Origin of the sequence: Streptomyces sp. MMBL 11-1, assembly GCF_028622875.1 — a bacterium.
In the GTDB taxonomy this organism is placed as follows: Bacteria; Actinomycetota; Actinomycetes; order Streptomycetales; family Streptomycetaceae; genus Streptomyces.
On the sequence record NZ_CP117709.1, the window covers coordinates 6,969,554 to 6,995,860 of the forward strand.

A 26,307-nucleotide genomic window follows, 5' to 3' on the forward strand; every position below is an offset into this window, starting at 1 on the left:
TCTCTGGTAACCCTACGGGGGTGGGATCGAACGTGAAATGTCAGGCTTCTTCGAAGCAATCACTGTCGGCTGCTCAGCAGCCGGAATGGGGCGATCGGCATCAGGTTGCCCAGGTCCGCAACGTCCTGGCGGCCACCGGTTCGCTCGTCGACACCGAACAGGTCCTCGCGTTGCGCGGGGCGCTGGCGGCGGCGGCGCGCGGTGAGGCTCTCGTCCTGCAGGCCGGCGACTGCGCCGAGCATCCCGACGAATGCCGCGCGACCCCCCTGGAGGCCAAGGCCGCCCTGGTCCACCGACTCGCCGATCTGCTGGGCGCGGAGTCGGGGCTGCCGGTCATCCGGGTCGGCCGGATCGCCGGCCAGTTCGCCAAACCCCGCTCGCGTCCCTTCGAGGAGACGCCCGGGAGCGGCCGGCTCCCCGTCTACCGGGGACACATGGTCAACCTGCCCGCACCGGACGCTCACAGCAGGCGGCCCGATCCCCTGCGGCTGCTCATGTGCTTCATGACGGCCCGCGAGGCGATGGAACACCTCGGATGGCGGGCCGACGCGGACTGGCAGGCGCGACAGGCCGAGGACCGGCTGTGGACCAGCCACGAAGCGCTGCTGATGGATTACGAGCAGCCGCAGCTCCGTCCGGCCGGAGACGGCCGCCTGCTGCTCGGGTCGACGCACTGGCCGTGGATCGGCGAGCGCACCCGGCAACTCGACGGCGCCCATGTGGACCTGCTGTCCCGCGTCGTCAACCCGGTCGCCTGCAAGGTCGGGCCGGACATGACACCGGACGAGCTGGTCGGACTGTGCGCCCGTCTGGATCCACAGCGCGACCCCGGCCGGCTCGCGCTGATCGTGCGGATGGGCCCGGACCTGGTCACCGCTCGGCTGCCCGCCCTGGCCCGCGCGGTCCAGGACGCGGGCCACCCCGTGCTCTGGCTCTGCGATCCCCTGCACGCCAATACCGTCAAGCGTCCCGACGGGACCAAGACACGCCACGTCGCCACGGCCGTGGACGAGGTCCGCAGGTTCTCGGAGAGCTTGAACGGCGTGGGCGCGCAGGGCCGCGGTCTCCATCTGGAGACCAGTCCGTACGCGGTGGACGAGTGCGTCGGGGGTCCCGCGGGCGCGGTGCCGGAGGCCGTGGGCGCCGCCAGCCTGTGCGATCCCAGGCTCGGTCCGGCGCAAGCCGCCGAGGTCGTCTCGGCGTGGTCGGCCGTGGGCGGTCCGCGCGGCGCATCTGTTCTGACGAGGCGGGGGTTGTCATGAGCCTGAAAATCGAAGTCGAACCGTACGACCTGCCCACCCGGCGGGACATGCCCGTCGGCGTGGTCGACTGGACCGTCCGGCCCGAACGAGCCGTGCTGCTCGTCCACGACATGCAGAGGTACTTCCTCGAGCCGTTCGAACCCGGTATGCGCGCCCGGTTGATCGATACCGCGGCCGCCCTGCGCAAGCGCTGCGCGGCTCAGGGCGTCCGTATCGCCTACACCGCCCAGCCGGGCCGTATGACGCCGAAGGACCGGGGCCTGCTCCGGGACTTCTGGGGACCAGGTATGACCAGCTCGGAAGCGGACCGCGTGATCACCGACGAGCTGACCCCGGGCGCCGAGGACTGGACGTTCGTGAAGTGGCGTTACAGCGCCTTCTTCCGCACCGACCTGCTGGAGCGGATGCGGGCCGAAGGCCGCGACCAGCTGGTGGTGTGCGGCGTGTACGGACACGTCGGCATCCTCACCACCGCCCTGGAGGCCTACAGCAACGACGTACAGGTCTTCCTCCCCGGGGACGCGATCGGTGACTTCTCCGCCGACCGGCACCGGCAGACGCTCCAGTACGCCGCCGACTGCTGCGCGAGGGTGGCCACGGCCGAGGACCTCGTGCCGTGACGGCCGATCTGCTCGACGCCGTGCTCGATGACACGGTCGGGGACTACGCCCTGATCTGTCGCAGTGACGAACGCGGCCGACACGTGCAAGTGATCGCGGGGGAGACCGGTCGTCCCGCGTCGCTCGCGGCGATCGACTTCCCTCGCCGCCCGGCCGCCGGCACCGCCTCCAGCGACATGCTGGTCGTGGTCCCCTACCGGCAGCTCGCCGAGCGCGGTCATCCCGCGGTCGACGACGGCGCGCCCCTCCTCGCGATGCGGGTGACGGCCCAGGAGCGCCACCCGGTCCCCTCGGTGCTCGGCCGGCTGCCGGACCGCCGCGTAAGCCTGGAGAACGGTCACTTCGACGCGGACGACCGTGAGTACGCCCAGTGCGTCGCATCGGTGCTGGCCGACGAGATCGGCACCGGGCAGGGAGCCAACTTCGTCATCAAGCGCACCTACCTCGCCGACGTCGTCGATCCCGGTCCGGACGCCGCCCTGTCGGCGTTCCGTCACCTGCTCGCGGCCGAGCGGGGAGCGTACTGGACCTTTCTGGTGCGCACCGCCGGATCCACCATCGTCGGCGCTTCACCGGAGCGCCATGTCGGTCTGATCGACGACGTCGTCCGGATGAACCCGATCAGCGGCACCTACCGCTACCCGGCCGGCGGCCCGACGCTGAGCGGTGTGACCGACTTCCTCGCCGACCGCAAGGAGGCCGAGGAGCTGTACATGGTGGTCGACGAGGAACTGAAGATGATGTGCCGGCTCTGTCTGCCCGGGACGGTGTCGGTGACCGGCCCGCACCTCAAGGAGATGGCCAGGGTCGCGCACACGGAGTACCACATCGAGGGACGCACGGACCGGGGCGTCCCGGAACTGCTGCGCGAGACGATGTTCGCGCCCACGGTCACCGGCAGCCCGGTCGAGAACGCGGCACGGGTGATCCAGCGCCACGAGCCGGGCGGCCGACGCTATTACAGCGGCATCATCGGCCTGGTCGGCAGCGACGGCGCCGGCCGCCCCACGCTGGACTCGGCGATCGTGATCCGCACCGCCGAGATCGACCCCGCCGGGCGCCTGTCCCTCTCGGTCGGCTCCACCCTGGTGCGCCACTCCGATCCGCTGGGCGAGGTGGCCGAGACCCGGGCGAAGGCCTCGGCCCTGCTGGCGGCGTTCGGGGAGACGGAGCCCCGCCGAGGGTTCGCCGCCCACCCCGAGGTGCTCTCCTCCCTGCGCCGGCGCAATGAGGGCATCGCCGGCTTCTGGACCACGTCCGACCCCGTGGGACACGCCCGCTCCACCGCGCTGGACGGGCACAAGGTGCTGGTCGTCGATGCCGAGGACACCTTCACCTCCATGCTCGAACACCAACTGCGCGCGCTGGGGCTCGGCGTCACGGTGCGGCGTTTCGACGAACCGTACGAGACCCGGGACCACGACATGGTCATCCTGGGCCCCGGACCGGGTGATCCCCGCGACCCCGGCGATCCGAAGGTCGCCGCGCTGGACGCCGTCATCGCTGAACTGCTCGCCGCGCGCCGTCCGATGCTGGCCGTCTGCCTGAGCCATCAGGTCCTCTGCCGACGGCTCGGCCTCCCCGTGCTGCGGCGCGCCCGGCCCAACCAGGGCGTGCAGCGGCGGATCAGTCTCTTCGGCAAGTCCGAACGCGTGGCCTTCTACAACACCTACGAGGCCCGTGCCACCGCCGACCGCCGGGACACGGGAGCGGGAGTGCCGGTGGAGATCTGCGGCGATCCGGACACCGGGGAGATACACGCGCTGCGCGGCCACCGGTTCGCCTCGTTGCAGTTCCACCCGGAGTCGCTGCTCACGGTCGACGGGCCTCGCATCCTCACTGACATGACGGAATGGGTACTGGGCGAATGAATCCAAGGGAACGGACGAACCCCATGAACCTGGAGATCGCCTGGTGGGATCTTCAGGACGCCTTCACCACGGTGGACGACCTCGAACGGCACCTGCGCGAGGACGGCGTCGTCGAGGAGTGGAAGCAGGTCAGCGGCCTGCACGAGAAGCACTGGATCGCCGACCGGGCAGGCAACCGCTGGGGCGCGGTCATGATCTGGGACGGCGAGCGTCCCGCCGGCCTCCCCGAGAACAAGGCCGCGCAGCTGATCGGCGCTCCCGTGACGCACCGCGAGCGGTTCGAGGTCCAGGCCGCGGTGCGCGGGCCGGGCAGCGGACGCGGCGCCTCCCATCGGTACGTCGTCGTCGACGCCTTCGCGAACGAGCCCCTCCGGGGCAATCCGGTCGCGGTCTTCTTCGGGGCGAGCGACCTGACCGCCGATCGGATGCAGCGGATAGCGCAGGAGATGAACCTCTCCGAGGTGACGTTCCTGCTGCCGCCCACCACCGGTGACGCGGACCTGCGGGTCAGGATCTTCACCCCGGTCAACGAACTGCCCTTCGCCGGGCACCCGTTGCTTGGGACCGCCGTCGCGGTCGCACTGGACCGCGGAAGGGACCGGCTGCGGCTGGAGACCGCGATGGGCGTCGTGCCCTTCGAGGTCGTCCGCGCTCCCGGCGGAGACAGGGCGCATGTCTCGATGGAGCAGCCGATCCCCGAGTGGCGCCCCTACGAGCACGCCGACGCCCTGCTCGCGGCGCTGGGCCTCGACTCCTCCACCCTGCCGGTGGAGATCTACCGCAACGGCCCCCGGCATGTGTTCGTCGGACTTCCCGACGTCGCCGCGCTCAACGCCCTGCACCCCGACCACCGGGCGCTGGCCGCGTTCGAGGACATGGCCGCGAACTGCTTCGCCCCGGACGGCGAGCACTGGCAGACCCGGATGTTCTCGCCCGCGTACGGCGTGGTCGAGGACGCGGCGACCGGCTCCGCGGCCGGCCCGCTCGCCATCCACCTGGCCCGGCACGGACTGGTCCCGTACGGCAGGACCATCGAGATCCACCAGGGGGTCCGGCTCGGCAGGCGCTCGGTCATGGCCGCCGAGGCGACGGTCGACACCGCCGGAGAGATCGACCGCGTACGGGTCGGCGGCCACGGGGTCGTCGCCGCGGAGGGCACCATCCGCGTCTGACGGGGGAGAAGTGAGCAGCGAACTGGAAAGCATCACCGGCGTCGTCGACCTCGACTTCCCGGAATACGACAACCCGCCCCCCGAACCGATGAAGCCGGCCCTCGCCTGGTTGCGAGCGGCCGTCGAGGGCGGTGTCCGCGAACCGTACGCCCTGGCCCTGGCCACGACCGACAGCGCCGGCCGCCCCTCCAACCGGATGGTCGCCGTCAGCGACGCGTCCACCGAGGGGCTGCTGTTCACCACGCACAGCACCAGCCGCAAGGGCCGTGAGATCGCCGCGACGGGCTGGGCGTCGGGCCTGTTCTACTGGCGGGAGACCGCACGGCAGCTGTGCTTCTCGGGCCCCGTGGCCCTGTTGGACGAAGAGGAGAACGACCGGCTCTGGCACGGCCGCGCGCCCGGTCTGCACCCGATGACCACCGCCTCCAGGCAGAGCGAGTCGCTCGACGATCCCCGGCGGCTGCGGCAGGAAGCCGACCGGTTCGCGGCCGAGGGCGCCCCCCTGCCGCGACCGGAGCGCTTCGTCGGATACCGGCTCCGGCCGCACTCCGTGGAGTTCTGGTCCGCCGCGGAGAGCCGCCTCCACCGGCGGCTGCGATACGAGCGGACGGACACCGGATGGCATGTCACCAGGCTCCAGCCGTGATCCTCGGCACCGCGCACGCCCACACCCGTCGAAGCTTCGAAAGGCAGCCATGAAGGACCGACCGACCCACCTGGACTCCATCGTCATCGGTGCCGGAATCGCCGGCATCTACATGCTGCACAAACTGCGGGACGAGGCCGGCCTCACCGTACGAGCCTTCGACAAGGCCGGCGACGTCGGCGGCACCTGGTACTGGAACCGCTACCCGGGCGCGGCCGCGGACGTCGACAGCATCGTCTACCGCTACTCCTTCGACAAGGAGATGCTGCGGGAGTGGCAGTGGAAGACCCGCTACGCCACACAGCCGGAGATCCTCGCCTACCTGAAGGCGGTCGTCGACCGGCACGACCTGCGCAAGGACATCCAGTTCGACACGGCCGTCGAGTCGCTGACGTACGACGGAGCGACCCGGCTGTGGACCGCGCGGACCGACAGCGGCGAGGTTTTCACCGCGCGGTACGTGGTCAGCGCGCTCGGACCGCTGTCGAGCGCCAACTTCCCGGACATCCCGGGCCGTGAGAACTTCGCCGGCCCGATCGTGCACACGGGGGCCTGGCCCGCGGACCTCGACATCGCGGGCAAGCGCGTCGGGGTCGTCGGCACCGGCTCCACCGGTACGCAGTTCATCTGCGCGGCCGCCAGGACGGTCGAGCACCTCACGGTCTTCCAGCGCTCCGCGCAGTACGTCGTTCCCTCCGGCGACAGGCCGCTCAGCGAGGAGTACCTGGCGGAGGTCCGGGAGAACTACGACGAGATCTGGGAACAGGTCTTCGACTCCCGGGTCGGCTGCGGATTCGAGGAGAGCCGGACTCCGGCGATGAGCGTCTCCGCGGCCGAACGCGAGCGCGTCTTCGAGGAGGGATGGCAGGCGGGCAACGGCTTCCGGTTCATGTTCGGCACGTTCGCGGACCTTCCCTTCGACCCGGCGGCCAACGAAGCCGCCGCCTCCTTCATCCGCTCGAAGATCCAGCAGACCGTGCGGGACCCGGAGACGGCCCGCAAGCTCATGCCGACGGACTTCTACGCCAAGCGGCCGATCTGCAACACCGGTTACTACGAGACCTACAACCGCGACAACGTCACCCTGGTGTCCACCAAGGAGACCCCGATAGCGAGGATCACACCGACCGGTGTGGTCACCGAGGACGGAACGGAGCACGAACTGGACGTCCTGGTCTTCGCCACCGGCTTCGACGCCATGGAGGGCGGCTACCACCAAATGGACATACGAGGGCGCGACGGCGTGCGGCTGGGGGAGCACTGGGGCGACGCTCCGAGCAGCTACCTCGGCATCGCCATGAACGGATTCCCCAACCTCTTCATGGTCTTCGGACCCAACAGCGTCTTCTGCAACCTGCCGCCCGGACTGGAGACCCAGGTCGAGTGGATCGCGCGGCTGGTCGGCGCGGCGGAGGAGCGCGGGATCACCCGCATAGAGGCGACCGCCGCCGCCGAGGAGGGCTGGACCACACAGTGCCGGGAGATGGCGGAGCACAGCCTGTTCGCCCAGACCGAGTCCTGGATCTTCGGCACGAACATTCCCGGCCGCAAGCGGCGCACGCTGTTCTTCTTCGGCGGCCTCGGCGCCTACCGGCAGCGGCTGAGCGAGATCGTCGCCGCCGGCTACGAGGGCTTCACCCTCGACGGCCGGACGGCGCCCGTGGCGGTCTGAGCCAGGGCACGGCGCGGCCGGCGGAACTCGCGCTCCGTCGGCCGCGCCGGCTCGATCGAATTACCTCCGACGCGCATTCCGTATGAGTCAACGCAGCTGTTGTCCAGGGCTTTTGGCCGTCGATATTTTGGGCGTCATGAGTGAGACGATAATTCGCCCGAGTGGCCATCTCGTAACTCTGGTCAATGTCTTCGATGTGGATCCGGTGAAACAGGAAGAACTCGTCACCGTACTCAACGAGGGACTTGAGAAGGTCTTCCGCCACCGGCCCGGATTCGTGTCCGCGCACATCCTCGCCTCCAAGGACGGCAGCCGCGTCGTGAACTACGTCCAGTGGCGCAGCGCGCAGGACATCCAGAACACCCTCGCCGACCCCGCCGCGCAGGAGTACGCGCGGCGCACGGGCGCGCTCGGAAAGCCCGCGCCCGCCGTGTACTCGGTGGTCGCGGCGGTCACCGCCGCCTGACCCGTCCCACGCCCGCCCCGGGCAGAAGGGTGACAGCCGCCATGAGCAAGGCTGCACAGACCGCCGTCGTGATAGCCGGCGCGGGCATCGGAGGCCTCACGGCCGCGCTCGCCCTGCACGCACGAGGGCTCCCCGCCACCGTCCTGGAGGCCGCCGCGGAGATCCGGCCGCTCGGTGTCGGTATCAATATCCAGCCCGCGGCGGTCGCCGAGCTGATCGGACTCGGTCTCGGCGACGCTCTGGCGGCCACGGGGATACCCACCCGCGAGCACCGGTACCTGAACCACCGCGGGGCCACCCTGTGGACCGAACCGCGAGGTGCGGCGGCAGGTCATCCGGCGCCGCAGTACTCCCTCCACCGGGGCGAGTTGCAGATGCTGCTGCTCGAAGCGGTGAAGGAGCGGCTCGGGGCCCGGGCGATCCGCACCGCGACCGAGGTGCGCGGATTCCACCAGGCCGGAGACCGGGTGTTCGTGCACACGACCACGCCGTCCGGCGAGGCGGAGGTGACCGAGGCGGACGTGCTGATCGGCGCGGACGGACTGCGATCGGCGGTACGGTCCCAACTGCACCCGGACGAACCGCCCCTGCGCACGACGGCGGTGCGGATGTGGCGGGGGCTGACCGAGCTGCCCGCGTTCATCGACGGGCGGACGATGATCATCGCTGCCGACGACCGGGCCAGCCGGTTCGTCGCCTACCCGTGCTCCAGGCGGCACGCCGAGCGCGGCACCGTCCTGCTCAACTGGGTCTGCCTGGCCGTTGCCGAGGGCGGCGGCCCGGGCTCCGGTGTCGAACCGGGCCGACTGGAGGACCTGCTGCCGCACTTCGCGGACTGGGAGTTCGACTGGCTCGACATCCGCGGGACGCTCGCGGCCAGCCCCGAGATCCTGCACTACCCGATGGTCGACCGCGACCCGCTGCCCACCTGGGGCGACTCGCGGGTCACCGTCCTCGGTGACGCGGCCCATCCGATGTATCCCATCGGCGCGAACGGCGCGAGCCAGGCCGTCCTCGACGGTGTCGCGGTGGCGGCCGAGCTGTCCGGGGGCGGTGATCCCGCCGCCGCGCTCCACCGGTACGAGGCGGCCCGCCGGCCCGCCACGACCGCGATCGTGGAGGCCAACCGCGCGATGGACCGTTCCGAACGCGCCCTCGCCGCACGCCTGGACGGCGATGTCTCCACCGAACTCCGCACCATCACCGATGACTACCGCGCGGCCGTCGAACGGCCGTGACCGACGCCGGGCCCGCTCACCCGGGCAGGCCCTCCGTCCCAGCGCCTGCTTCTTTCGTTCCGAACGAGAAGGGTACGCACTCCGTGTCCAGCACGAGCGCCACCACACTCGGCTCACAACTCGCCGAGGTATTCACCGACTCCCGCGGCGTGCCCGTCGAACGTGCCCCCCTGGGCACGCGCCTCAAGTACGCCCTCGTCATCCGCCGCATCGAGTTCCTCCCGATCCACCTGGTCATCGGCCTCGTGCCGACCGTGCTGGGAGCCCGTACCTGGGGTGAACTCGCCTCGGTGAACGCGATCGTCGCCTTCCTGTTCTGCGTCACCCACATGCAGGTCGCGGACATGCTGAACGCCCTGGCCGACCGCCGGCTGGACGCCACGTACAAGGCCCGCCAGCCCCAGGCCGTCTACGGCCTGGGCGTACGCAAGGTCATCGTCCACATCGCGGTCACGACAGCCCTCTACCTCGGCGCGTCGGTCTTCCTCGCCGTCCGCACCGGCCACTGGGACCTGGTGGTGATCGCGTTCGCCGGCTGGCTGACGGGCGTCCAGTACTCGCTGCCCCCGCTGCATCTCAAGAGCGCCGGAATCCGGCAGCTGCCCACCCTGCAGTTCGGTTGCGTCTTCATCCCCGGCATCTTCGCCCTGCGGTCCTTCGAGCACGGCCTGGAGTGGGGCAGCGTCGTGATCATCATCGGCCTGTCGCTGGCGCTGACGGGCACGTTCGTCACCAACCACGCCGAGGACTACCTGGAGGACCGGCAGTTCGGCATCCGCACCTACGTCCTCGCCCTGGGGATCCGCCGGGCGATGCTGGTGCAGTCGACGATGCTCGCCATCGGCGCGCTCCTCGTCCTCGGCGCGGCCTGGTTCGCGTCCGGCTTCACCTGGGGGCTGGTCCTCTACGCCGTTGTCTGGGTGGTCACCCAGCGCTTCATGTGGACGGTCACCCGGGGCACCCGCGGCTCGTTCGACGAAGCGCTCGCCACCGTGCGCAAGCACGCGCTGTCGCTGCCGTACCACGGTGTGGCGATGGGCTTCACGAACGTGGCCCTGGCCCTCTTCGTCCTCGGGGGGCGCTGAGACCGTGGCCGGTGGACCGGCGCCGGCGGTGACCCCGCCGGCCCGGCCCCCGGCCCCCGGCGACCGGGGAACGTCATGCGAGCATTTCCGGCGATTCCATGGATCTGTTGTCCGCCGCTATCCGGTCATGGATTCTCGACGGAGAAATTCGACGCAGGGAAAAAGGAGTTGAGTGCGTTGACTTTGCCGACCTCGGCACAGGGCGCGCCGGGCAACTCGAAAAGCCGGGAGTTCGGCATCGGATGCGCCCACGGGAAAGTGATTCTGCTGGGGGAGCACGCCGTCGTCTACGGGGCCCCGGCGCTGGCCCTTCCGGTCGCGGAGCTGACGGTCACGGCGAGCGCCGCGCGGTCCTCGCACCCCTCCGCCGTCGCCGGGGACGTCACCTTCACCGTGGCGGGGGCATCCGGACCGGTGGTGCTGGAGGGCGCCGACGGACTCCGGAGCCTGGTGGCGGAATTCGAGCGAGCGGCGGGTGTCACCGGCCGTCCGCATCTGGACGTGATCATCGACTGTGTGATCCCGGCCGGCCGGGGGCTCGGCTCCAGCGCCGCGTGCGCGCGGGCCGTGGTCCTCGCGCTCGCCGACCTCTTCGGCGTCGAACTCGACGCCGGAACCGTGTTCGACCTCGTGCAGGTCGCCGAGAACGTCGCGCACGGCCGGGCGAGCGGCATCGACACCCTCGCCACCGCTTCGCCGTATCCCGTGCTGCTGTCCGGTGGCGTCGCCCGCGAACCGCGGATCGGGTTCGACGGCCGGATCGTCGTCGCGGACAGCGGGGTCGCCGGCCGGACCAAGGACGCCGTCGAACTGCTGAGGCGTGGCTTCGAGAGCGACCCGGCGGCGGGGGAGGAATTCGTCACCGCGGCCACGGAGCTGACACGCGGGGCCGTGCGCGACCTCGCCGACGGTCGGGCCGCGGCCTTCGGGAGACGGCTGACCGCCTGTCACGAGCTGCTCGCCGGAGCGGGACTCAGCACCGACCGCATCGACGCGCTGGTCCGGGCGGCACTCGCCGCGGACGCCTTCGGGGCCAAGATCAGCGGCGGCGGCCTGGGAGGCTGCGTGATCGCCTCGGCCGAGGGGCCGGAGCACGCCCAGCGGGTCGAGCGGCGGATGCGTGCGGCCGGGGCGGTGCAGACCTGGGTCGTGCCGATCGAGAGGTACACCGGACATGCCCGTTGACGCCCGCGTCCCGGACGACGGCGCCACCGCGGTCGCTCATCCGAACATCGCCCTGGTCAAGTACTGGGGCAAACGCGACGAGCGGCTCGTCCTCCCCGTCACCGACAGCCTGTCGCTGACGCTGGACGCCTTCCCGACGACCACCTCCGTACGGCCGGGCCCGGCCGTGCCCACGGACGAGGTGACGCTGAACGGCGAACCGGCCGACGACGGGTTCCACCGCCGCGTCACCGCCTTCCTGGACCTGGTCCGGGCCCGGGCGGGGAGGACCGAGCGAGCTGTCGTGACCACCCTCAACTCGGTCCCGACCGGGGCGGGCCTGGCGTCCTCCGCGAGCGGCTTCGCCGCCCTGGCCGTGGCCTCGGCGGCCGCGTACGGGCTCCGGCTGGACGCCACCGCGCTCTCCCGGCTGGCCCGGCGCGGATCGGGTTCGGCCGCCCGGTCGGTCTTCGGGGGGTTCGCGGTCTGGTACGCGGGCCCGGAGGCCGACGCGGGGGAGGACAGGGGCCGGGACCTCGCCTCCTACGCCGAGCGGGTCCCCGCCGAACTCGATCCGGCGCTGGTGATCGCCCTGCTGGACAGCGGCCCCAAGGCGATCTCCAGCCGGGTGGCCATGAGGCGGACCGTCCAGACCTCACCGCTGTACCGGCCGTGGGCCGAGTCGAGCCGGGCGGACCTCGCCGGGATGCGCGAGGCCCTGTCCCGCGGAGACCTCGAAGCGGTCGGGGAGATCGCCGAACGCAACGCACTCGGCATGCACGCCACGATGCTCGCCGCGCGCCCGGCGGTGCGCTACCTGTCGCCCGCCTCCCTCACCGTGCTCGACGCGGTGCTGGAACTGCGGCGGGCGGGTGTGCCGGCCTACGCGACGATCGACGCGGGACCCAACGTGAAGGTGCTGTGCCGGCGTGTCGACGCGGACCGGGTCGCCGGGGCGGTGCGTGCCGCCGCGTCGTGCCGAACGGTCGTCACCGGTCGCGGTCCGGGCGCCCGACTGCACAGCGGGGTCCGGTGACCATGACCCGCACGGTGACCCGGCACGCGCCGGGCAAACTGTTCGCCGCCGGGGAGTACGCGGTCGTGGAGCCGGGCAACCCGGCGATCCTGGTGGCGGTCGACCGGCGGGTCTCCGCCACGGTGACCGCCCCCGGCAGCGCCGGCGCCGATGTCGTGATCACCTCGGACCTGCTCGCTCAAGAGGTGCGGTTGCGATGGCACGGTGACCGGCTCGCCGGCCTCGGCCCGGTGGACGACCGACTGGCGCACGAAGCCCTGGCGCACGTGGTGTCGGCCGTCGAGGTCACCGACCGGCTGCGGGCCGAGCGCGGGCTGCCCGCCTCCGCGCTCCACATCACGATCGGCAGCCGGCTGCACGACCGGGGCAGGAAGTACGGCCTGGGCTCCAGCGGAGCGGTCACCGTGGCGACCGTCGAGGCCACGGCCGCGTACCGCGGGATGGAACTGCCGCCCGGGGCACGGTTCCGGCTGGCCCTGCTCGCGACGGCGCGGATCGACCCCGGCCCCTCCGGCGGTGACCTCGCCGCCAGCACGTGGGGTGGCTGGATCGCCTACCGGGCGCCCGACCGCGGGGCCGTGCTGGAGTCGGCCCGGCGCCGGGGCGTGGAGGAGACACTGCGTGCCCCCTGGCCCGCGTGCGAGGTCCGGCCGCTGCCGTCGCCCCGCGGACTCGCCCTCGTCGTCGGCTGGACCGGACGGCCCGCCTCGACCGCGGCCCTGGCGTCGGGCCTGGACACGAGCGACTGGCGGGGCGGCCCGTCCCACCGGGACTTCCTGGCCGCCAGCGCCGACTGCGTCCGTGCCGCGATCCGCGCGATCGAGGACGGCGACCGAGCCGGCCTGCTGGACCGGTTCCGTGCCGCACGGCAGCTGCTCGCCCGCCTGGACGAGGAGACCGGACTCGGCGTCTTCACCCCGGAGCTGCGTGCGCTGTGCGACGAGGCCGAGGCCGCCGGCGGAGCGGCCAAACCCTCGGGCGCGGGCGGCGGCGACTGCGGCATCGCCCTGCTGCCCGACGAAGCACCGGAGCGGATCGCGCGGCTGAGGGCCCGCTGGAAAGAGGTCGGAATCGTGCCGTTGCCCCTCCGCCCCGCCGACCGAAGGGACCAGAGCAATGATCGCTGAACGCAAGGACGACCATGTCCGGCTCGCCGTCGAGCAGCAACACGGACCCGGCGGCCGCAACCAGTTCGACGACGTGTCCTTCGTCCACCACGCGCTGGCCGGCCTCGACCGGCCGGAGGTGTCCCTGCGGACCCGGTTCGCGGGCATCGAATGGCCGGTCCCCCTGTACATCAACGCGATGACCGGCGGCAGCGCCAGGACCGGCGTCATCAACCGGGACCTGGCGATCGCCGCGCGCGAGACCGGCGTGCCGATCGCGTCAGGATCCATGAGCGCCTATTTCAAGGACCCGTCGTCGGCCGACACGTTCGCCGTGATGCGCCGGGAGAACCCGGACGGGTTCCTCATGGCGAACATCAACGCGACGACCACCGTCGACGACGCGCGGCGGGCCGTCGGTCTGCTGGGGGCCGACGCCCTGCAGATCCACCTCAACACCGTCCAGGAGACGGTGATGCCGGAGGGCGACCGGTCGTTCGCCTCCTGGGGCCCGCGGATCGAGGAGATCGCGGCCGGTGTGGACGTACCGGTGATCGTCAAGGAGGTCGGGTTCGGGCTGAGCCGCGAGACCGTGGCCCTGCTCCAGAAGCTCGGCGTCCGGGTCGCCGATGTCGGCGGTCGCGGCGGGACCGACTTCGCCCGCATCGAGAACGGCAGGCGCGATGGCGCCGACTACGCCTACCTCGACGGCTGGGGGCAGAGCACGGCCGCCTGTCTGCTGGACGGGCAGGGAGCGGGCATTCCGCTGCTCGCCTCCGGTGGCGTCCGCCACCCGCTCGACGTGGCCCGCTCGCTGGCCCTCGGCGCCGCCGCCGTCGGTGCCTCCGGCGGATTCCTGAAGACCCTTCTGGACGGCGGGGTGTCCGCGCTGGTCGAGCAGATCTCCACCTGGCTCGATCATCTGGCGGGACTGATGACCGCGCTCGGCGCGCGCACACCGGCCGAGCTGACCCGGTGCGACGTGCTGGTCCACGGGGCCCTGCGGGACTTCTGCGTCGACCGGGGCATCGACACGCGCCGGACAGCCCAACGGTCCGGCTTCCTCAACACCACGGACCGCACCACGGACCGCACGATGGACCGCACGACGGGGAGCACACGATGAACGACACGTACGAGACCGCCGGGGTCCCCATGAGATGGGTGGGGCCGTTGCGGATCTCCGGGAACGTCGCCGTCACCGAGACCGAAGTGCCGCTAGCCACCTACGAGACACCCCTGTGGCCGTCCGTGCAGCGCGGCGCGAACATCTCCCGGCGCACCGAGCGGGGGATCGTGGCCACGCTCGTCGATGACCGGATGACGCGATCGGTGCTCGTCGAGGCGGAGGACGCGCAGGCCGCCCATGCCGCGACCCGGCAGCTCGACGCGCGTATCGACGAACTGCGTGAGGTGGTACGCGGTTGCAGCAGATACGCCGAACTGCTCGGCATGCGGTACGAGATCGCGGCCGATCTGCTGTTCATCCGGTTCGAGTTCAGCACCGGTGACGCCTCCGGCCACAACATGGTCACCCTCGCGGCCGACGCCCTGCTGGCCCACATCCTGCGGACCGTTCCGGATATCGCGTACGGGTCGATATCCGGGAACTACTGCACGGACAAGAAAGCCACCGCCGTCAACGGAATTCTGGGCCGCGGCAAGAACGTCGTCACCGAACTCCTCGTGCCGCGTTCGGTGGTCGTCGAGAGGCTGCACACGACGGCCGCGAAGATCGCTTCCCTGAACGTACGCAAGAACCTCATCGGCACGCTGCTGGCGGGCGGAATCCGCTCGGCCAACGCCCATTACGCGAATATGCTGCTCGCCTTCTATCTGGCGACCGGCCAGGACGCGGCCAACATCGTCGAGGGATCGCAGGGCGTCACCATCGCCGAGGACCGCGACGGTGACCTGTACTTCTCCTGCACCCTGCCGAACCTGATCGTGGGCACGGTGGGCAACGGCAAGGGACTGGGCTTCGTGGAGGCCAATCTCATCCGCCTCGGCTGCCGGGCCGACCGTCCCACCGGAGAGAACGCGCACCGACTCGCGGTCGTCGCGGCCGCGACGGTCCTGTGCGGTGAACTCTCGCTCCTCGCCGCGCAGACGAACCCCGGCGAACTCATGCGCGCGCACGTCCGTCTGGAACGCGACAACGAGACGACCCGGATCGGGGTGTAGGACATGACCGGGAACGGCGTCACCGGCACCGTCGGAATTCACGACCTGTCCTTCGCGACGACACGGTTCGTCCTGCCCCACACGGAACTGGCCCTCCACAACGGCGCCGACATAGCCAAGTACCACATCGGTATCGGCCAGCGGGCGATGAGCGTGCCCGCCGTCGACGAGGACATCGTGACCATGGCCGCGACCGCGGCCGCCCCGGTGGTCGCCCGGCACGGCACCGACGGCATCCGGACGGTGGTGCTCGCGACGGAGTCGTCCATCGACCAGGCGAAGGCCGCCGGTGTCTACGTCCACTCGCTCCTCGGCATGCCCTCCGCCGTCCGGGTCGTGGAACTGAAGCAGGCCTGCTACGCCGGCACCGCCGCACTCCAGTTCGCCCTGGGGCTCGTCCACCGGGACCCCGCCCAGCGCGTCCTGGTGATCGCCACCGATGTCGCGAAGTACGACCCGGACAGCCCCGGTGAGGCGACCCAGGGGGCGGCCGCGGTCGCCATGCTGGTCTCGGCGGACCCCGCGCTCGTCCGCGTGGAGGAGCCCTCGGGGCTGTTCACCGCCGACGTCATGGACTTCTGGCGTCCGAACTACCGGGAGGCCGCACTGGTGGACGGGCAGGAGTCCATCTCCGCCTATCTGCAGGCGGTGGAAGGGGTGTGGAAGGACTACCGGGAGAAGGGCGGGCGGGCGCTCGGCGAGTTCGCCGCCTTCTGTTACCACCAGCCGTTCACGAAGATGGCCTACAAGGCGCACCGGCACCTGCTGCACTGCTGCGGCGAGGACACCGATGACGCCGTGGTGGACCGTGTCCTCGGGCGGACCACGGCCTACAACACCGTCATCGGCAACAGCTGCACCGCCTCCGTGTACCTGGCCCTGGCCGCGCTGCTCGACGACGCGGACGACCTGAGCGGGCGGCCGGTCGGGTTCCTCAGCTACGGGTCCGGCAGTGTCGCGGAGTTCTTCGCGGGGACCGTCGTTCCCGGCTACCGCGCGCACCTGCGGACCGCCGCCCACCGCGAGGCGGTCTCCCGCCGCCGGCCGATCGACTACGCCGCCTGCCGCGAGCTGCGCGCGCACTCCCTGCCGACCGACGGCGGCGACCACCTGGTGCCGACGCAGACAGAGGGGCCCTACCGGCTCGCCGGGATCAGCCGGCACAAGCGCCTGTACGAGGCGCGCTGAGGGCTGTCCCGTCCACCCCTGGTGGCTGCCCGCCCGGGTGCGTCCCGCGGCCGCCTCGGGCCGCGGGACGCACCGCCGCACATCGGCTCCTCCGTCAGGAGGCGGCGCCGGGTGCCCGATGGTGGGTGCGCGGCAGGGCGGCCCGATGCGCGGGCTCCGTCCCGCCCGCTGCCATCAGGTGCAGCCGGCTGGTCATCTCCATGCTCCGGCGGTGCAGATCCGCCGGGTTGAGGCAGGCGTAGGTGTCCGCGACGATCGCCTTGTCGTGGGCGGTGACCTCGTGGTGGCGCAGAGTGCGGTGGTACGGGGTGGCCGTGTCGTACTCCTTGCGGCGCGGGCCCCCGTTCTCATCGGCGGGCACGGAGTGCTGCTGCGGGTAGAAGTAGTTGGTGAGGGTGGACAGCGCCGCCCAGATCTGGTTGAGCAGCACCAGTTGCGCGGTGGTGTCGTACCGGTGGTCGCCGGTGATGGTCCGCAGCAGGCTCCAGTTCTTCTGGCCGACGTGGTGGTTGCCGCTGTACGTCGGGCGTGCGTGCGTGAACGTCACCCGGCGCTGCCCGCACCAGCCCAGCAGGATGTCCTCGGCCTCGGAACCGGAGTTGCCCGAGTCGAGCCCCAGCATCGGGAACGGCAGGATCCGGGCGACCTCGTCCAGCGCGTACGGCACCCGGTTGACGTTGCGGATCGTGCGGTTCTCCGACCAGCCGGTGGCGATGTCGGTGACGGTCACCGTCCGCAGGCAGCCGTCCTCCGGCCCGTCGCCGTCGTGCCGGACGACCGTGATCTCCATGAAGCCCGGCCGGGTGTGGTCCCACTCGGCCCAGTTGAGCAGGGGGAGTTCGTTGCGCAGCAGCGATCCGGCCCGGATGTGCTTGGGCACCACGGTCCGCTGCCGCTGCTCCGCCAGCCGTCGGTCGATCGTCGCCGCCGACATGCCCATCAGCAACTCGGCGGTCTCGTCACTGATGTCCAGCTCGCCGTGGCGGCGCAGCACCGGCACCAGGTGGGGCAGGACCGGGGCCAGCCGCTTGCCCGCGGGCCGGTCCAGTACCTTCCAGCAGAGCGTCAGGGCGGCGACGACATCGGCGTCGTACTTGGTACGACCGGTGCGCGGCGGCCTGGCGGCCTGCGGGCGCGCCACCCTCAGCAGCGCCTTGCGGGCGTGGCTGCGGTGCCATCCGGTGACCGCGCACAGGTGGTCGAGGATCTCCGACTTCTCCTGCTTGCCCGCCTGGGCGTAGCGGGTGGCGACCGTGTTGGCCAGGGCCTTGCGTTCGGCGAGCGTGCAGGCCGTCGTTCCGGTCGGGACGACGGCGGATTCGGTGGCGGGCGCGTCCGGTTCGCCCGGGAAGGAGCGTCGCGGTGTCCGGGCCGGCCGGCCGGCCCAGGGCGCGAGCGCCCCCGCGAGGCCGGGCCCGGGTCTGTTCCCTGTGTCGATCCGCAGTTCGGTGATGGCTGAGTCCGTCACTGTGTCCCCCATGATCGGCGGCCTCTTGATGAGACCCTCGCCCTATGCGTCGAGCGGGGGACGCGCCAGATCGACAACCTGGCTGCGGAAGGGGCGATTTTTCGACGACGTTGGCTGAATGCGCACGCGCACTTTTCGTGCGGCAACCCAGCCGTAGTGATCGGTTCGGCGGCTGCCTACGCTCGCTGTGTTCATCGCAGGCAACGAGATCAGAGGTGGCCGGTGGCAGGGGTGCAGGGATGCTGACCCGAGTTGTTCGTCTTGCAATCAACCGACCCAAGATGGTGCTCATCGCCACGCTGATCACGGTGTTTGTGTGCGGGGTTTTCGGGGCGTCCGTCATGGACCGTCTGAAAGCCGGTGGTTACACTTCCCCGGATTCCGAGTCGGCGCGGGCCGTGACCGTCGTCAACGACCATTTCAGCGGCGTGCAGCCGAACCTCATTGTCGCGGTCACCTCCGACGAGGGCGCGGACAGTGCCCAGGCGCGCTCCGCGAGCGAGACCCTCGCGTCATGGCTCGGCCAACGCGACGACGTGGACGGCATCCAGTCCTATTGGAGCCTCGGCCCGGAGGCCGGATCCCCGCTGCGCAGCGAGGACGGTGACACCGGGCTCGTCACGGCCCACATCGACGCCAGTGAGACCGAGCTGCCGAAGGTCTCCGACGAGCTGCTGGACGAGGCGCCGCGGCCGGACGGGGTGACGGTCCGCGTCGGCGGCTACGGCCCGCTGATGGCGGAGATGAACTCCACGGTCACCAGGGACGCCACCATCGGCGAGGCCGTGGCCTTCCCGATCGCGCTCATCGTGCTGATGATGGTCTTCGGCAGCCTGATCGCGGCCGGTCTGCCGCTCCTGATCGGTGCCGTCTCCATCGTGACGACGCTCGCGGTCCTGCGCCTGGTGACCCTGTTCGCCGATGTGAACATCTACGCGCTCAACATGACGACCGTGCTCGGCCTCGCGCTCGGCATCGACTACAGCCTCCTCATGGTGAGCCGCTACCGCGAGGAACTGCGCGCCGGGCTCGCCCCCGCGGACGCCGTGCTGCGCGCCGGTCAGACGGCGGGCCGTACGGTCGTGTTCTCCGGGATCACCGTCGCGCTCGCGCTGGCCGCCCTGTTCGTCTTCCCGGTGTTCTTCCTGAGGTCCTTCGCCTACGTGGGCGTCGCCGTCGTCCTGGTCAGTGTCCTGACGGCGGTGCTCGTCCTGCCCGCGGCCCTCATCCTGCTCGGCGACCGGGTCGACAAGTACGACATCCGGGTTCCCCTGCGACGCCGCCTCAAGCTCAAGCCGCCGCGCGCGGTCGAGCCCGAGGACACCCGCTGGTACCGCATGGTCGTCGCTGTCACCCGGCGCGCCGTCCCGGTCGCCGTCCTGACCACCGCCCTGCTGCTGCTCCTCGGCGCACCCTTCCTGTCGTCGAAGTGGGGCTATCCGGACGACCGGGTGATCAGCGCTTCCGTCTCGGAGAGCCGTCAGGTCGGCGACATGCTGCGCGAGGACTTCGCGGAGGACGCCGCCGCCTCGACCACCATCGTGCTGCCCGACTTCGACGGCCCGGACCAGAAGCTCGCCGCGTACGCGACAGAGCTGTCCCGGGTCGACGGGGTCTCGGACGTGGCCAGCGGCGCCGGCTTCTTCACCGACGGCGCGCAGGTCGGGCCGGGACGCGCGGCCCTCACCAACGAGGCGGGCGCGGTGCTGCGGGTCGGTACGGCCCTGGACCCCTACGCGGAGGAGGGCAAGCAACTGCTGGCGGACCTGCGCGCCGTGGACAGCCCCGGGAAGACCCTGTTCGCCGGAGCCGCCGCGGAGAACCAGGACGTCATCGACGCGCTCACCGAGCCGTTGCCCTACGCGGTGGCGCTGATCGCGCTCGCCATGTTCGTGCTGCTGTTCCTGTTCACGGGCAGCGTGGTGCTGCCCCTGAAGGCGCTGGTGATGAACACGCTGTCACTGGCCGCCGCGTTCGGCGCGATGGTGTGGGTGTTCCAGGAGGGGCACCTGTCCGGGCTCCTGGGCTTCACGGCCACCGGTTATCTCGTCGCCAACGTGCCCGTCCTCATGTTCTGCCTGGCCTTCGGCCTGTCGATGGACTACGAGGTATTCCTGCTCTCCCGCATCCGTGAGGAGTGGCTCGCCTCGGGCCGCACCACCACCGAGGACAACACCCACGCCGTGGCCATGGGCGTCGCCCGCACCGGGCGTGTCTTCACCGCCGCAGCCGTCCTCATGGCCATCGTCCTCACGGGCATGGGCATCTCGAAGGTGTCCTTCATGCAGCTCTTCGGTCTGGGGCTCGCCCTGACCGTTCTGGTGGACGCCGTGATCGTCCGATGTCTGCTCGCCCCGGCGATGATGCGTCTGATGGGCCGCTTCAACTGGTGGGCGCCGGCTCCGCTGCGGCGCCTCCACGACCGTATCGGCCTGACCGAGGAGACGGCACCGCCGTCCGGGAGGACCGCCGCCGGTCAGGGGGCGATCACCCCCTGACCGGCTCCGGGCGTCCGGCCGTCCAGGAGGACGGCGCCGCGGGCTATACGGGTTTGACGCTGCGGCCCAGCAGGGCCGTGACGTCCACCGTCTCGTCGGCCGGGGGAGTGGCCGTCGGCACCGGCCGGTCGAAGCCGGAGAAGTCCACGGTCCCTTCCTCGTCGGCGTTCCGCACGGTGATCCGCACCGGGTACGGCGTGCCCTCGGCGGCCACGTAGGCCGTCAGCCGCTCGCCGTCCTCGGTCCGGGTCACCGGTACGGCGGGCGCGCCGTTCACCTCGGTCTTCTCGCCCTTCGTCAGCGTGCCCCGGTCAGCGGTGCCGGCGTTGTCGCTGATCAGTTCGCGGAAGGTGTCGAGGTCGCAGACCTCGGTGACGCTGAGCAGCCGGGGGTTGTCCGCCGAGGCCTTCATGTAGCGGCCGTCGAGGATCGCGTCGAAGGTGGTGCCGCCGATCGGCACGTGCTTCTTCCAGAAGGCGGCGTCCGGCTTCAGCCAGACGTCGTCGCCGCGCTTGACGATCTCCACCGAGCCGTCGTCTCCCATGTCCACACTGCCGGTGCAGTTCCCCTCGCGGTCCAGAGTGAGGTCGAGGTTCATGTCCGGGCCGCTGCCGTCGAGGCTGCCGCGCGCGCTGAGACGCAGGGAGTCCACATCGAGCAGTGCGTCGCGCGAGCGTTCGACGATCTCCTCGGCGCTGAGCGAGTCGAGGTCGTCGTCAGCCTGCGGCAGGGTGCCACCCGTCACGGTGAGAGCGACGGCCGCCGCACCCGCGGCCGCCCGCGCGGCCCATCGGTGTCCGCTCACGTCGCCTCCTCGCAAAGGCCCCGGTCAGGGGTCGCGATCCATGGTGGCCGGCACTTTCGAGCGTACGCCGACAGCCCGGGCGCCGCCCGGCGCGTGCACGGAGAGTGAAGCGCGGCGGTGTTTTCGGCCACGGAGGGTGGGCAGAGCTGCGGTGATCCCGCCCGGGATCACGTACGCGACGCACCACGAGCACGTACGCGACGCCGTACCGGAAACGCACCCGCACCGGAAGCGCACACGCCACCGGAAACGCACGCCGCACGCACCGCGGAGAACCGCACGCACCACGAAGGAGCACCATGAACCTGTTCACGGGGACGAGGAGCAAGGGCGGCACGGCCAGGGGGAAGCGCCCCCGGTCCGCCCTGCCGGCGCTCGCCGCCGCGTCGACGGCGGCCGCGCTGGCCGTGGTCCCGGTCACCGCGACCACGGCGACCGCCGCCCCGGGCGCCATTCCGCCCGGCCTCTCCTGCGACACCGGCAAGCACGCCATCGACGACTACACGGGCTTCGCGCTCTGCCGCAACAACGGCAGCCGGACGGAGACCTTCTGGGTCCACCTCGTCTGCGGCTGGTCCCCGGACGTCGACGGCAATCACGTCACTCTCAGGCCCGGCGAGTCCGGCCAGTCCACCGCCCACTGCGGGAGCCTGGGCACCGGCATCGGCGAGATCCACGTCCGCCCGTGACCCCGGGGCGATAGACCCGGGCCCCGTTCCGGCCGGAACGGTTGAGCGGGCCGCCTCCGCTCGTTACCCTCCAGTAAGTACGGGCGGGCGCAACCGGGTCGACCGGTCGGCCCGCACCACGAGGGAGGCGGCACGCCCATGTCCTCAACCGAGCCCACCGACCGGACCGGCCCGGCCGTACGGGATCCCGCTCGCGCCCCCCGCCCCGCGGCTCCCGGGCCGCGGCCGGGGCCCGGACTCGCGGAGAGCGCCCGCAGGCTCGCCGACGCCACCACCACCTCCTCCGCCCTCGTGGCCGACGCCCTCGCCCGCGTCGAGGCCACGCAGCCCACCCTCAACGCCTTCCGCCACCTGCGGACCGAAGCGGCCCTCGCCGAGGCGGCGGAGGCCGACCGGCGGCTGGCGGCGGGGGAGCGGCTGCCGCTCCTCGGCGTGCCGGTAGCCGTCAAGGACGACACGGATGTGGCGGGCCTGCCCACCCACTTCGGCTGCGACGGGGAGCTGCCCCCGGCCGCCCACGACAGCGAGGCGGTCCGACGGCTGCGCGCCGCCGGGGCGGTCGTCGTCGGCAAGACCAACTCCTGCGAGCTGGGCCAGTGGCCCTTCACCGAAGGCCCCGCCTTCGGCGCCACCCGCAACCCGTGGAACACCGCGCACACCCCGGGCGGCTCCTCCGGCGGATCGGCGGCGGCCGTCGCCGCCGGGCTCGTCCCCGCCGCCCTCGGCTCGGACGGCGCCGGATCCGTGCGCATCCCGGCCGCGTGGACCCACCTCGTCGGCATCAAACCGCAGCGCGGGCGCATCTCGGTCCACCCGCACCGCGACGCCTTCCAGGGGCTCACCGTGAACGGCCCCCTCGCCCGTACGGTCGCCGACGCGGCGCTGCTCCTGGACGTCGTCGCCGGAGCGCACCCCGAGGACTTCCACCGCCCGCCCGCCGTGCGCGCCGCCGACGCCGCCCGCCGCGACCCGGGCCGGCTGCGCATCGCCCTCGCCTGGCGCCCCCCGCTCACGCTCACCGGCGCCGGACCGGACCCGGAGGTGCGCCGGGCCGTCGCCGCGCTCGCCGAGACCCTCGCCCGGCTCGGTCACCACGTCGAGGAGGCCCGCCCCCGGTACGGGCTGATCGGCCTCGCCTTCGTGCCCCGCGCCACCGCCGGCATCGCCGAATTCGCCGCCCGCCACCCCGAACCGGCCCTGCTCGACCCGCGCACCCGCAGCGCCCTGCGGACCGGGAAGCGGCTGGGCGGGCGGGTGGTGCGGGCCGCCCGCGCCCGTGAAGTGCGCCAGCACCGCAGGATCGGCGCCCTCTTCGACGCCTCCGGATTCGACGTGCTGCTCACCCCGACCACCGCCGCGCCGCCGCCCCGGATCGGCGCCTTCGACCGCCTCGGCGCCTGGCGCACCGATCTCACGATGACCGCCGCCTGCCCCTACGCCTGGCCGTGGAACGTCCTCGGCTGGCCCGGGGTGAACGTCCCGGCCGGCTTCACCCGGTCCGGGCTCCCCGTCGGCGCCCAGCTCCTGGGCCCCTCCCGGAGCGAGGAACGGCTGATCGCGCTCGCCGCCCAATTGGAGGACGACCTGCGCTGGCACGAGCACCGGCCCCCGAACCACCCGTGACACCCCCCCGAACCGCCAGTGACACCGGCCCCGGCCCCGTGACGCGGGCCCGGCGCCTCACGCGGCGAGCCGACGGAGGCCGGGCCCCGGGGCGCCGAGGCACCCACGGTGCGTGAAGCCGTACGGGGGCCTTGTGGAGCCCGGCACGGTGAAGAGATATCTTGATGTCAAGCAATGTTGCAGACGTGGAGCGGAGCACCCGGTGACTGACTCGACCATCATCTATACGCACACCGACGAGGCCCCTGCCCTGGCGACCTACTCGTTCCTGCCCGTCGTCGAGGCCTACGCCTCGACCGCAGGCGTCACGGTCGAGCGCCGTGACATCTCCCTCGCGGGCCGGATCATCGCCAGTTTCCCGGAGCACCTCAAGGCCGAGCAGCGTATCGATGACGCACTCGCCGAGCTCGGCGAGCTGGCCAGGACCCCCGGCGCGAACATCATCAAGCTGCCGAACATCTCGGCCTCGATCCCGCAGCTCAAGGCCGCCATCGCCGAGCTCCAGGAGCAGGGCTACGCCCTTCCGGACTACCCGGACGAGGCGCGGACCGACGCGGACAAGGACGTCCGCGCCCGCTACGACAAGGTCAAGGGCAGCGCCGTGAACCCGGTGCTGCGCGAGGGCAACTCCGACCGCCGCGCCCCCGCGTCCGTCAAGAACTACGCCAAGGCCCACCCGCACCGCATGGGCGCCTGGACTGCCGACTCGAAGACGAACGTCGCCACGATGGGCGTCGACGACTTCCGCTCCACCGAGAAGTCCGCGGTCGTCGCGGAGGACGGTTCGCTCCGCATCGAGCTGCACGGTGACGACGGCACCACCACCGTGCTCCGCGAGTCCGTACCCGTCCTCAAGGGCGAGGTCGTCGACGCGGCCGTCATGCGCGTCGCCGCGCTGCGCGAGTTCTTCACCGCGCAGGTCGCCCGCGCCAAGGCCGAGGGCGTGCTGTTCTCCGTGCACCTCAAGGCCACCATGATGAAGGTCTCCGACCCCATCATCTTCGGCCACGCGGTCCGCGCGTTCTTCCCGAACACCTTCGCCAAGTACGGCGAGCAGCTCGCGGCGGCCGGCCTCACCCCGAACGACGGCCTGGGCGGCATCCTCAAGGGCCTCGACTCGCTTCCGGACGTGGGCGCCGAGATCCAGGCGTCCTTCGAGGCCGAGCTGGCCGAGGGCCCCGCCCTCGCGATGGTCGACTCGGACAAGGGCATCACCAACCTGCACGTCCCCAGTGACGTCATCGTCGACGCCTCCATGCCCGCCATGATCCGCACCTCGGGTCACATGTGGGGCCCCGACGGCAACGAGGCCGACACCATCGCCGTCCTCCCGGACAGCAGCTACGCCGGTGTCTACCAGGTCGTCATCGACGACTGCCGCGCCAACGGCGCCTTCGACCCGTCGACCATGGGCTCCGTGCCCAACGTCGGTCTGATGGCGCAGAAGGCCGAGGAGTACGGCAGCCACGACAAGACCTTCGAGATCCCCGCCACCGGCACCGTGCGCGTCGTCGACGCGAACGGCGCGGTCGTGCTGGAGCAGGCCGTCGGCGCCGGTGACATCTTCCGGATGTGCCAGACGAAGGACCTGCCGATCCAGGACTGGGTCAAGCTCGCGGTCACCCGCGCCCGCGCCACCGGCAACCCGGCCGTGTTCTGGCTGGACGAGACCCGCGCGCACGACGCCAACCTGATCGCCAAGGTGAAGACGTACCTCGCCGACCACGACACGGACGGCCTGGACATCTCCATCAAGTCCCCGGTCGAGGCCACCGCCTTCTCCCTGGAGCGCATCCGCCGCGGCGAGGACACCATCTCCGTCACCGGCAACGTGCTCCGTGACTACCTCACCGACCTCTTCCCGATCCTGGAGCTCGGCACCAGCGCGAAGATGCTCTCCGTCGTCCCGCTGATGAACGGCGGCGGCCTCTTCGAGACCGGTGCGGGCGGCTCGGCGCCCAAGCACGTCCAGCAGCTCGTCAAGGAGAACTACCTCCGCTGGGACAGCCTGGGCGAGTTCCTGGCCCTCGCGGTCAGCTTCGAGCACCTGGCGACCACCACGGACAACGCGCGGGCGCAGGTCCTCGCCGACACCCTGGACCGGGCGACGGGCACCTTCCTCAACGAGGACAAGTCCCCGAGCCGTCGCCTCGGCGGCATCGACAACCGCGGCAGCCACTTCTACCTGGCCCTGTACTGGGCCCAGGAGCTGGCGCGGCAGACCGACGACGCGAAGCTCGCCGAGGCGTTCGCGCCGCTCGCCAAGACGCTGACCGAGCAGGAGGAGACCATCGTCGCCGAGCTGATCGCGGTGCAGGGCTCCCCGGCCGAGATCGGCGGCTACTTCCAGCCCGACCCGGCCAAGGCCGAGGCGATCATGCGCCCGTCCGCCACGTTCAACCAGGCCATCGCGACCCTCGGCTGACCTGACGCGAGGCGGCCCCGTCCGCCTCACCGCCCCGCCCCGGCAGGCTCCGCGCCCGCCGGGGCGGTTCGCGTTCGGAGCCCGTACGG

The 26,307-nt window shown here is 71.5% G+C and carries 21 protein-coding genes; 19 read left to right on the top strand and 2 right to left on the bottom strand.

Features of this window, described 5'->3' with window-relative positions; genetic code table 11:
• The first annotated feature begins 20 nt into the window (after nucleotides 1–20).
• The 15 genes from PSQ21_RS30790 to PSQ21_RS30860 all read left to right on the top strand — a co-directional run bounded on the left by PSQ21_RS30790 (nucleotide 21) and on the right by PSQ21_RS30860 (nucleotide 16,710).
• Nucleotides 21–1,262, top strand: coding sequence for a 3-deoxy-7-phosphoheptulonate synthase (locus PSQ21_RS30790; RefSeq protein ID WP_274034583.1), 1,242 nt, complete (start codon nucleotides 21–23; stop codon nucleotides 1,260–1,262).
• Nucleotides 1,259–1,882, top strand: a complete 624-nt coding sequence (locus PSQ21_RS30795; RefSeq protein WP_274034584.1) for an isochorismatase family protein — start codon at nucleotides 1,259–1,261, stop codon at nucleotides 1,880–1,882. Before PSQ21_RS30790 ends, PSQ21_RS30795 begins: the two co-directional genes overlap by 4 nt.
• Nucleotides 1,879–3,753 carry an anthranilate synthase family protein gene (locus tag PSQ21_RS30800; protein ID WP_274034585.1) on the top strand — a complete coding sequence of 625 codons (1,875 nt, stop codon included), beginning with the start codon at nucleotides 1,879–1,881 and terminating at the stop codon, nucleotides 3,751–3,753. The genes PSQ21_RS30795 and PSQ21_RS30800 overlap by 4 nt, the downstream gene beginning before the upstream one ends.
• A gap of 23 nt (nucleotides 3,754–3,776) precedes the next feature.
• Nucleotides 3,777–4,925, top strand: a complete 1,149-nt coding sequence (locus tag PSQ21_RS30805; protein WP_274034586.1) for a PhzF family phenazine biosynthesis protein — start codon at nucleotides 3,777–3,779, stop codon at nucleotides 4,923–4,925.
• Nucleotides 4,926–4,935: 10 nt separating this feature from the next.
• Entirely contained in the window at nucleotides 4,936–5,571 is a 636-nt protein-coding gene (gene phzG, locus PSQ21_RS30810) for a phenazine biosynthesis FMN-dependent oxidase PhzG (RefSeq protein ID WP_274034587.1), read from the top strand.
• A gap of 49 nt (nucleotides 5,572–5,620) precedes the next feature.
• Nucleotides 5,621–7,243, top strand: a complete 1,623-nt coding sequence (locus tag PSQ21_RS30815; protein WP_274034588.1) for a flavin-containing monooxygenase — start codon at nucleotides 5,621–5,623, stop codon at nucleotides 7,241–7,243.
• A gap of 136 nt (nucleotides 7,244–7,379) precedes the next feature.
• Nucleotides 7,380–7,709, top strand: a complete 330-nt coding sequence (locus PSQ21_RS30820; RefSeq protein WP_274034589.1) for an antibiotic biosynthesis monooxygenase family protein — start codon at nucleotides 7,380–7,382, stop codon at nucleotides 7,707–7,709.
• 41 nt (nucleotides 7,710–7,750) lie between these two features.
• The gene (locus PSQ21_RS30825) at nucleotides 7,751–8,947 is read left to right on the top strand and encodes an FAD-dependent monooxygenase (RefSeq protein ID WP_274034590.1); all 1,197 of its coding nucleotides are present in this window, start codon (nucleotides 7,751–7,753) and stop codon (nucleotides 8,945–8,947) included.
• Nucleotides 8,948–9,030: 83 nt separating this feature from the next.
• Nucleotides 9,031–10,032, top strand: a complete 1,002-nt coding sequence (locus PSQ21_RS30830) for a UbiA family prenyltransferase (RefSeq protein ID WP_274034591.1) — start codon at nucleotides 9,031–9,033, stop codon at nucleotides 10,030–10,032.
• A 177-nt stretch (nucleotides 10,033–10,209) separates the two neighbouring features.
• Nucleotides 10,210–11,217: a mevalonate kinase gene (gene mvk, locus PSQ21_RS30835; RefSeq protein ID WP_274034592.1), complete on the top strand. Its 1,008-nt coding sequence runs from the start codon at nucleotides 10,210–10,212 to the stop codon at nucleotides 11,215–11,217.
• Nucleotides 11,207–12,232: a diphosphomevalonate decarboxylase gene (gene mvaD, locus PSQ21_RS30840; RefSeq protein ID WP_274034593.1), complete on the top strand. Its 1,026-nt coding sequence runs from the start codon at nucleotides 11,207–11,209 to the stop codon at nucleotides 12,230–12,232. Before mvk ends, mvaD begins: the two co-directional genes overlap by 11 nt.
• Nucleotides 12,233–12,234: 2 nt before the next feature.
• The gene (locus tag PSQ21_RS30845) at nucleotides 12,235–13,359 is read left to right on the top strand and encodes a phosphomevalonate kinase (protein ID WP_274034594.1); all 1,125 of its coding nucleotides are present in this window, start codon (nucleotides 12,235–12,237) and stop codon (nucleotides 13,357–13,359) included.
• Entirely contained in the window at nucleotides 13,349–14,464 is a 1,116-nt protein-coding gene (gene fni / locus PSQ21_RS30850) for a type 2 isopentenyl-diphosphate Delta-isomerase (protein WP_274034595.1), read from the top strand. Before PSQ21_RS30845 ends, fni begins: the two co-directional genes overlap by 11 nt.
• Nucleotides 14,461–15,522 (top strand): hydroxymethylglutaryl-CoA reductase, encoded by a 1,062-nt coding sequence (locus PSQ21_RS30855; RefSeq protein ID WP_274034596.1) that lies wholly within the window; start codon nucleotides 14,461–14,463, stop codon nucleotides 15,520–15,522. Before fni ends, PSQ21_RS30855 begins: the two co-directional genes overlap by 4 nt.
• 3 nt (nucleotides 15,523–15,525) lie before the next feature.
• Entirely contained in the window at nucleotides 15,526–16,710 is a 1,185-nt protein-coding gene (locus tag PSQ21_RS30860) for a hydroxymethylglutaryl-CoA synthase (protein WP_274034597.1), read from the top strand.
• A 94-nt stretch (nucleotides 16,711–16,804) separates the two neighbouring features.
• Here the strand turns inward: PSQ21_RS30860 and PSQ21_RS30865 are convergent, their stop codons facing one another.
• A complete protein-coding gene (locus tag PSQ21_RS30865) occupies nucleotides 16,805–18,178 on the bottom strand; it encodes a hypothetical protein (protein ID WP_274034598.1) in 1,374 nt (457 codons plus the stop codon).
• A 341-nt stretch (nucleotides 18,179–18,519) separates the two neighbouring features.
• On the opposite strand from PSQ21_RS30865, the gene PSQ21_RS30870 reads away from it, so the two are divergent.
• Nucleotides 18,520–20,676 carry an MMPL family transporter gene (locus PSQ21_RS30870; RefSeq protein ID WP_274034599.1) on the top strand — a complete coding sequence of 719 codons (2,157 nt, stop codon included), beginning with the start codon at nucleotides 18,520–18,522 and terminating at the stop codon, nucleotides 20,674–20,676.
• A 43-nt stretch (nucleotides 20,677–20,719) separates the two neighbouring features.
• Here the strand turns inward: PSQ21_RS30870 and PSQ21_RS30875 are convergent, their stop codons facing one another.
• The gene (locus tag PSQ21_RS30875) at nucleotides 20,720–21,481 is read right to left on the bottom strand and encodes a hypothetical protein (protein WP_274034600.1); all 762 of its coding nucleotides are present in this window, start codon (nucleotides 21,479–21,481) and stop codon (nucleotides 20,720–20,722) included.
• Nucleotides 21,482–21,780: 299 nt separating this feature from the next.
• Here PSQ21_RS30875 and PSQ21_RS30880 point away from each other — a divergent pair, with 299 nt between their 5' ends.
• The 3 genes from PSQ21_RS30880 (at nucleotide 21,781) to PSQ21_RS30890 (ending at nucleotide 26,218) form a co-directional block, all read left to right on the top strand.
• Nucleotides 21,781–22,170 (top strand): hypothetical protein, encoded by a 390-nt coding sequence (locus tag PSQ21_RS30880; RefSeq protein ID WP_274034601.1) that lies wholly within the window; start codon nucleotides 21,781–21,783, stop codon nucleotides 22,168–22,170.
• A gap of 138 nt (nucleotides 22,171–22,308) precedes the next feature.
• Nucleotides 22,309–23,793 (top strand): amidase, encoded by a 1,485-nt coding sequence (locus PSQ21_RS30885; RefSeq protein WP_274034602.1) that lies wholly within the window; start codon nucleotides 22,309–22,311, stop codon nucleotides 23,791–23,793.
• Between the two features lie 202 nt (nucleotides 23,794–23,995).
• A complete protein-coding gene (locus PSQ21_RS30890) occupies nucleotides 23,996–26,218 on the top strand; it encodes an NADP-dependent isocitrate dehydrogenase (protein WP_274034603.1) in 2,223 nt (740 codons plus the stop codon).
• The last annotated feature ends 89 nt before the right edge of the window (nucleotides 26,219–26,307 follow it).

Coding starts and splice junctions, on each gene's coding strand:
- fni (WP_274034595.1), top strand. CDS start 13,349: ATGATCGCTGAACGCAAGGACGACCATGTCCGGCTCGCCGTCGAGCAG.
- PSQ21_RS30815 (WP_274034588.1), top strand. CDS start 5,621: ATGAAGGACCGACCGACCCACCTGGACTCCATCGTCATCGGTGCCGGA.
- PSQ21_RS30855 (WP_274034596.1), top strand. CDS start 14,461: ATGAACGACACGTACGAGACCGCCGGGGTCCCCATGAGATGGGTGGGG.
- mvaD (WP_274034593.1), top strand. CDS start 11,207: ATGCCCGTTGACGCCCGCGTCCCGGACGACGGCGCCACCGCGGTCGCT.
- PSQ21_RS30880 (WP_274034601.1), top strand. CDS start 21,781: ATGAACCTGTTCACGGGGACGAGGAGCAAGGGCGGCACGGCCAGGGGG.
- PSQ21_RS30820 (WP_274034589.1), top strand. CDS start 7,380: ATGAGTGAGACGATAATTCGCCCGAGTGGCCATCTCGTAACTCTGGTC.
- PSQ21_RS30795 (WP_274034584.1), top strand. CDS start 1,259: ATGAGCCTGAAAATCGAAGTCGAACCGTACGACCTGCCCACCCGGCGG.
- PSQ21_RS30860 (WP_274034597.1), top strand. CDS start 15,526: ATGACCGGGAACGGCGTCACCGGCACCGTCGGAATTCACGACCTGTCC.
- PSQ21_RS30885 (WP_274034602.1), top strand. CDS start 22,309: ATGTCCTCAACCGAGCCCACCGACCGGACCGGCCCGGCCGTACGGGAT.
- PSQ21_RS30845 (WP_274034594.1), top strand. CDS start 12,235: ATGACCCGCACGGTGACCCGGCACGCGCCGGGCAAACTGTTCGCCGCC.
- PSQ21_RS30825 (WP_274034590.1), top strand. CDS start 7,751: ATGAGCAAGGCTGCACAGACCGCCGTCGTGATAGCCGGCGCGGGCATC.
- PSQ21_RS30870 (WP_274034599.1), top strand. CDS start 18,520: ATGGACCGTCTGAAAGCCGGTGGTTACACTTCCCCGGATTCCGAGTCG.
- PSQ21_RS30805 (WP_274034586.1), top strand. CDS start 3,777: ATGAACCTGGAGATCGCCTGGTGGGATCTTCAGGACGCCTTCACCACG.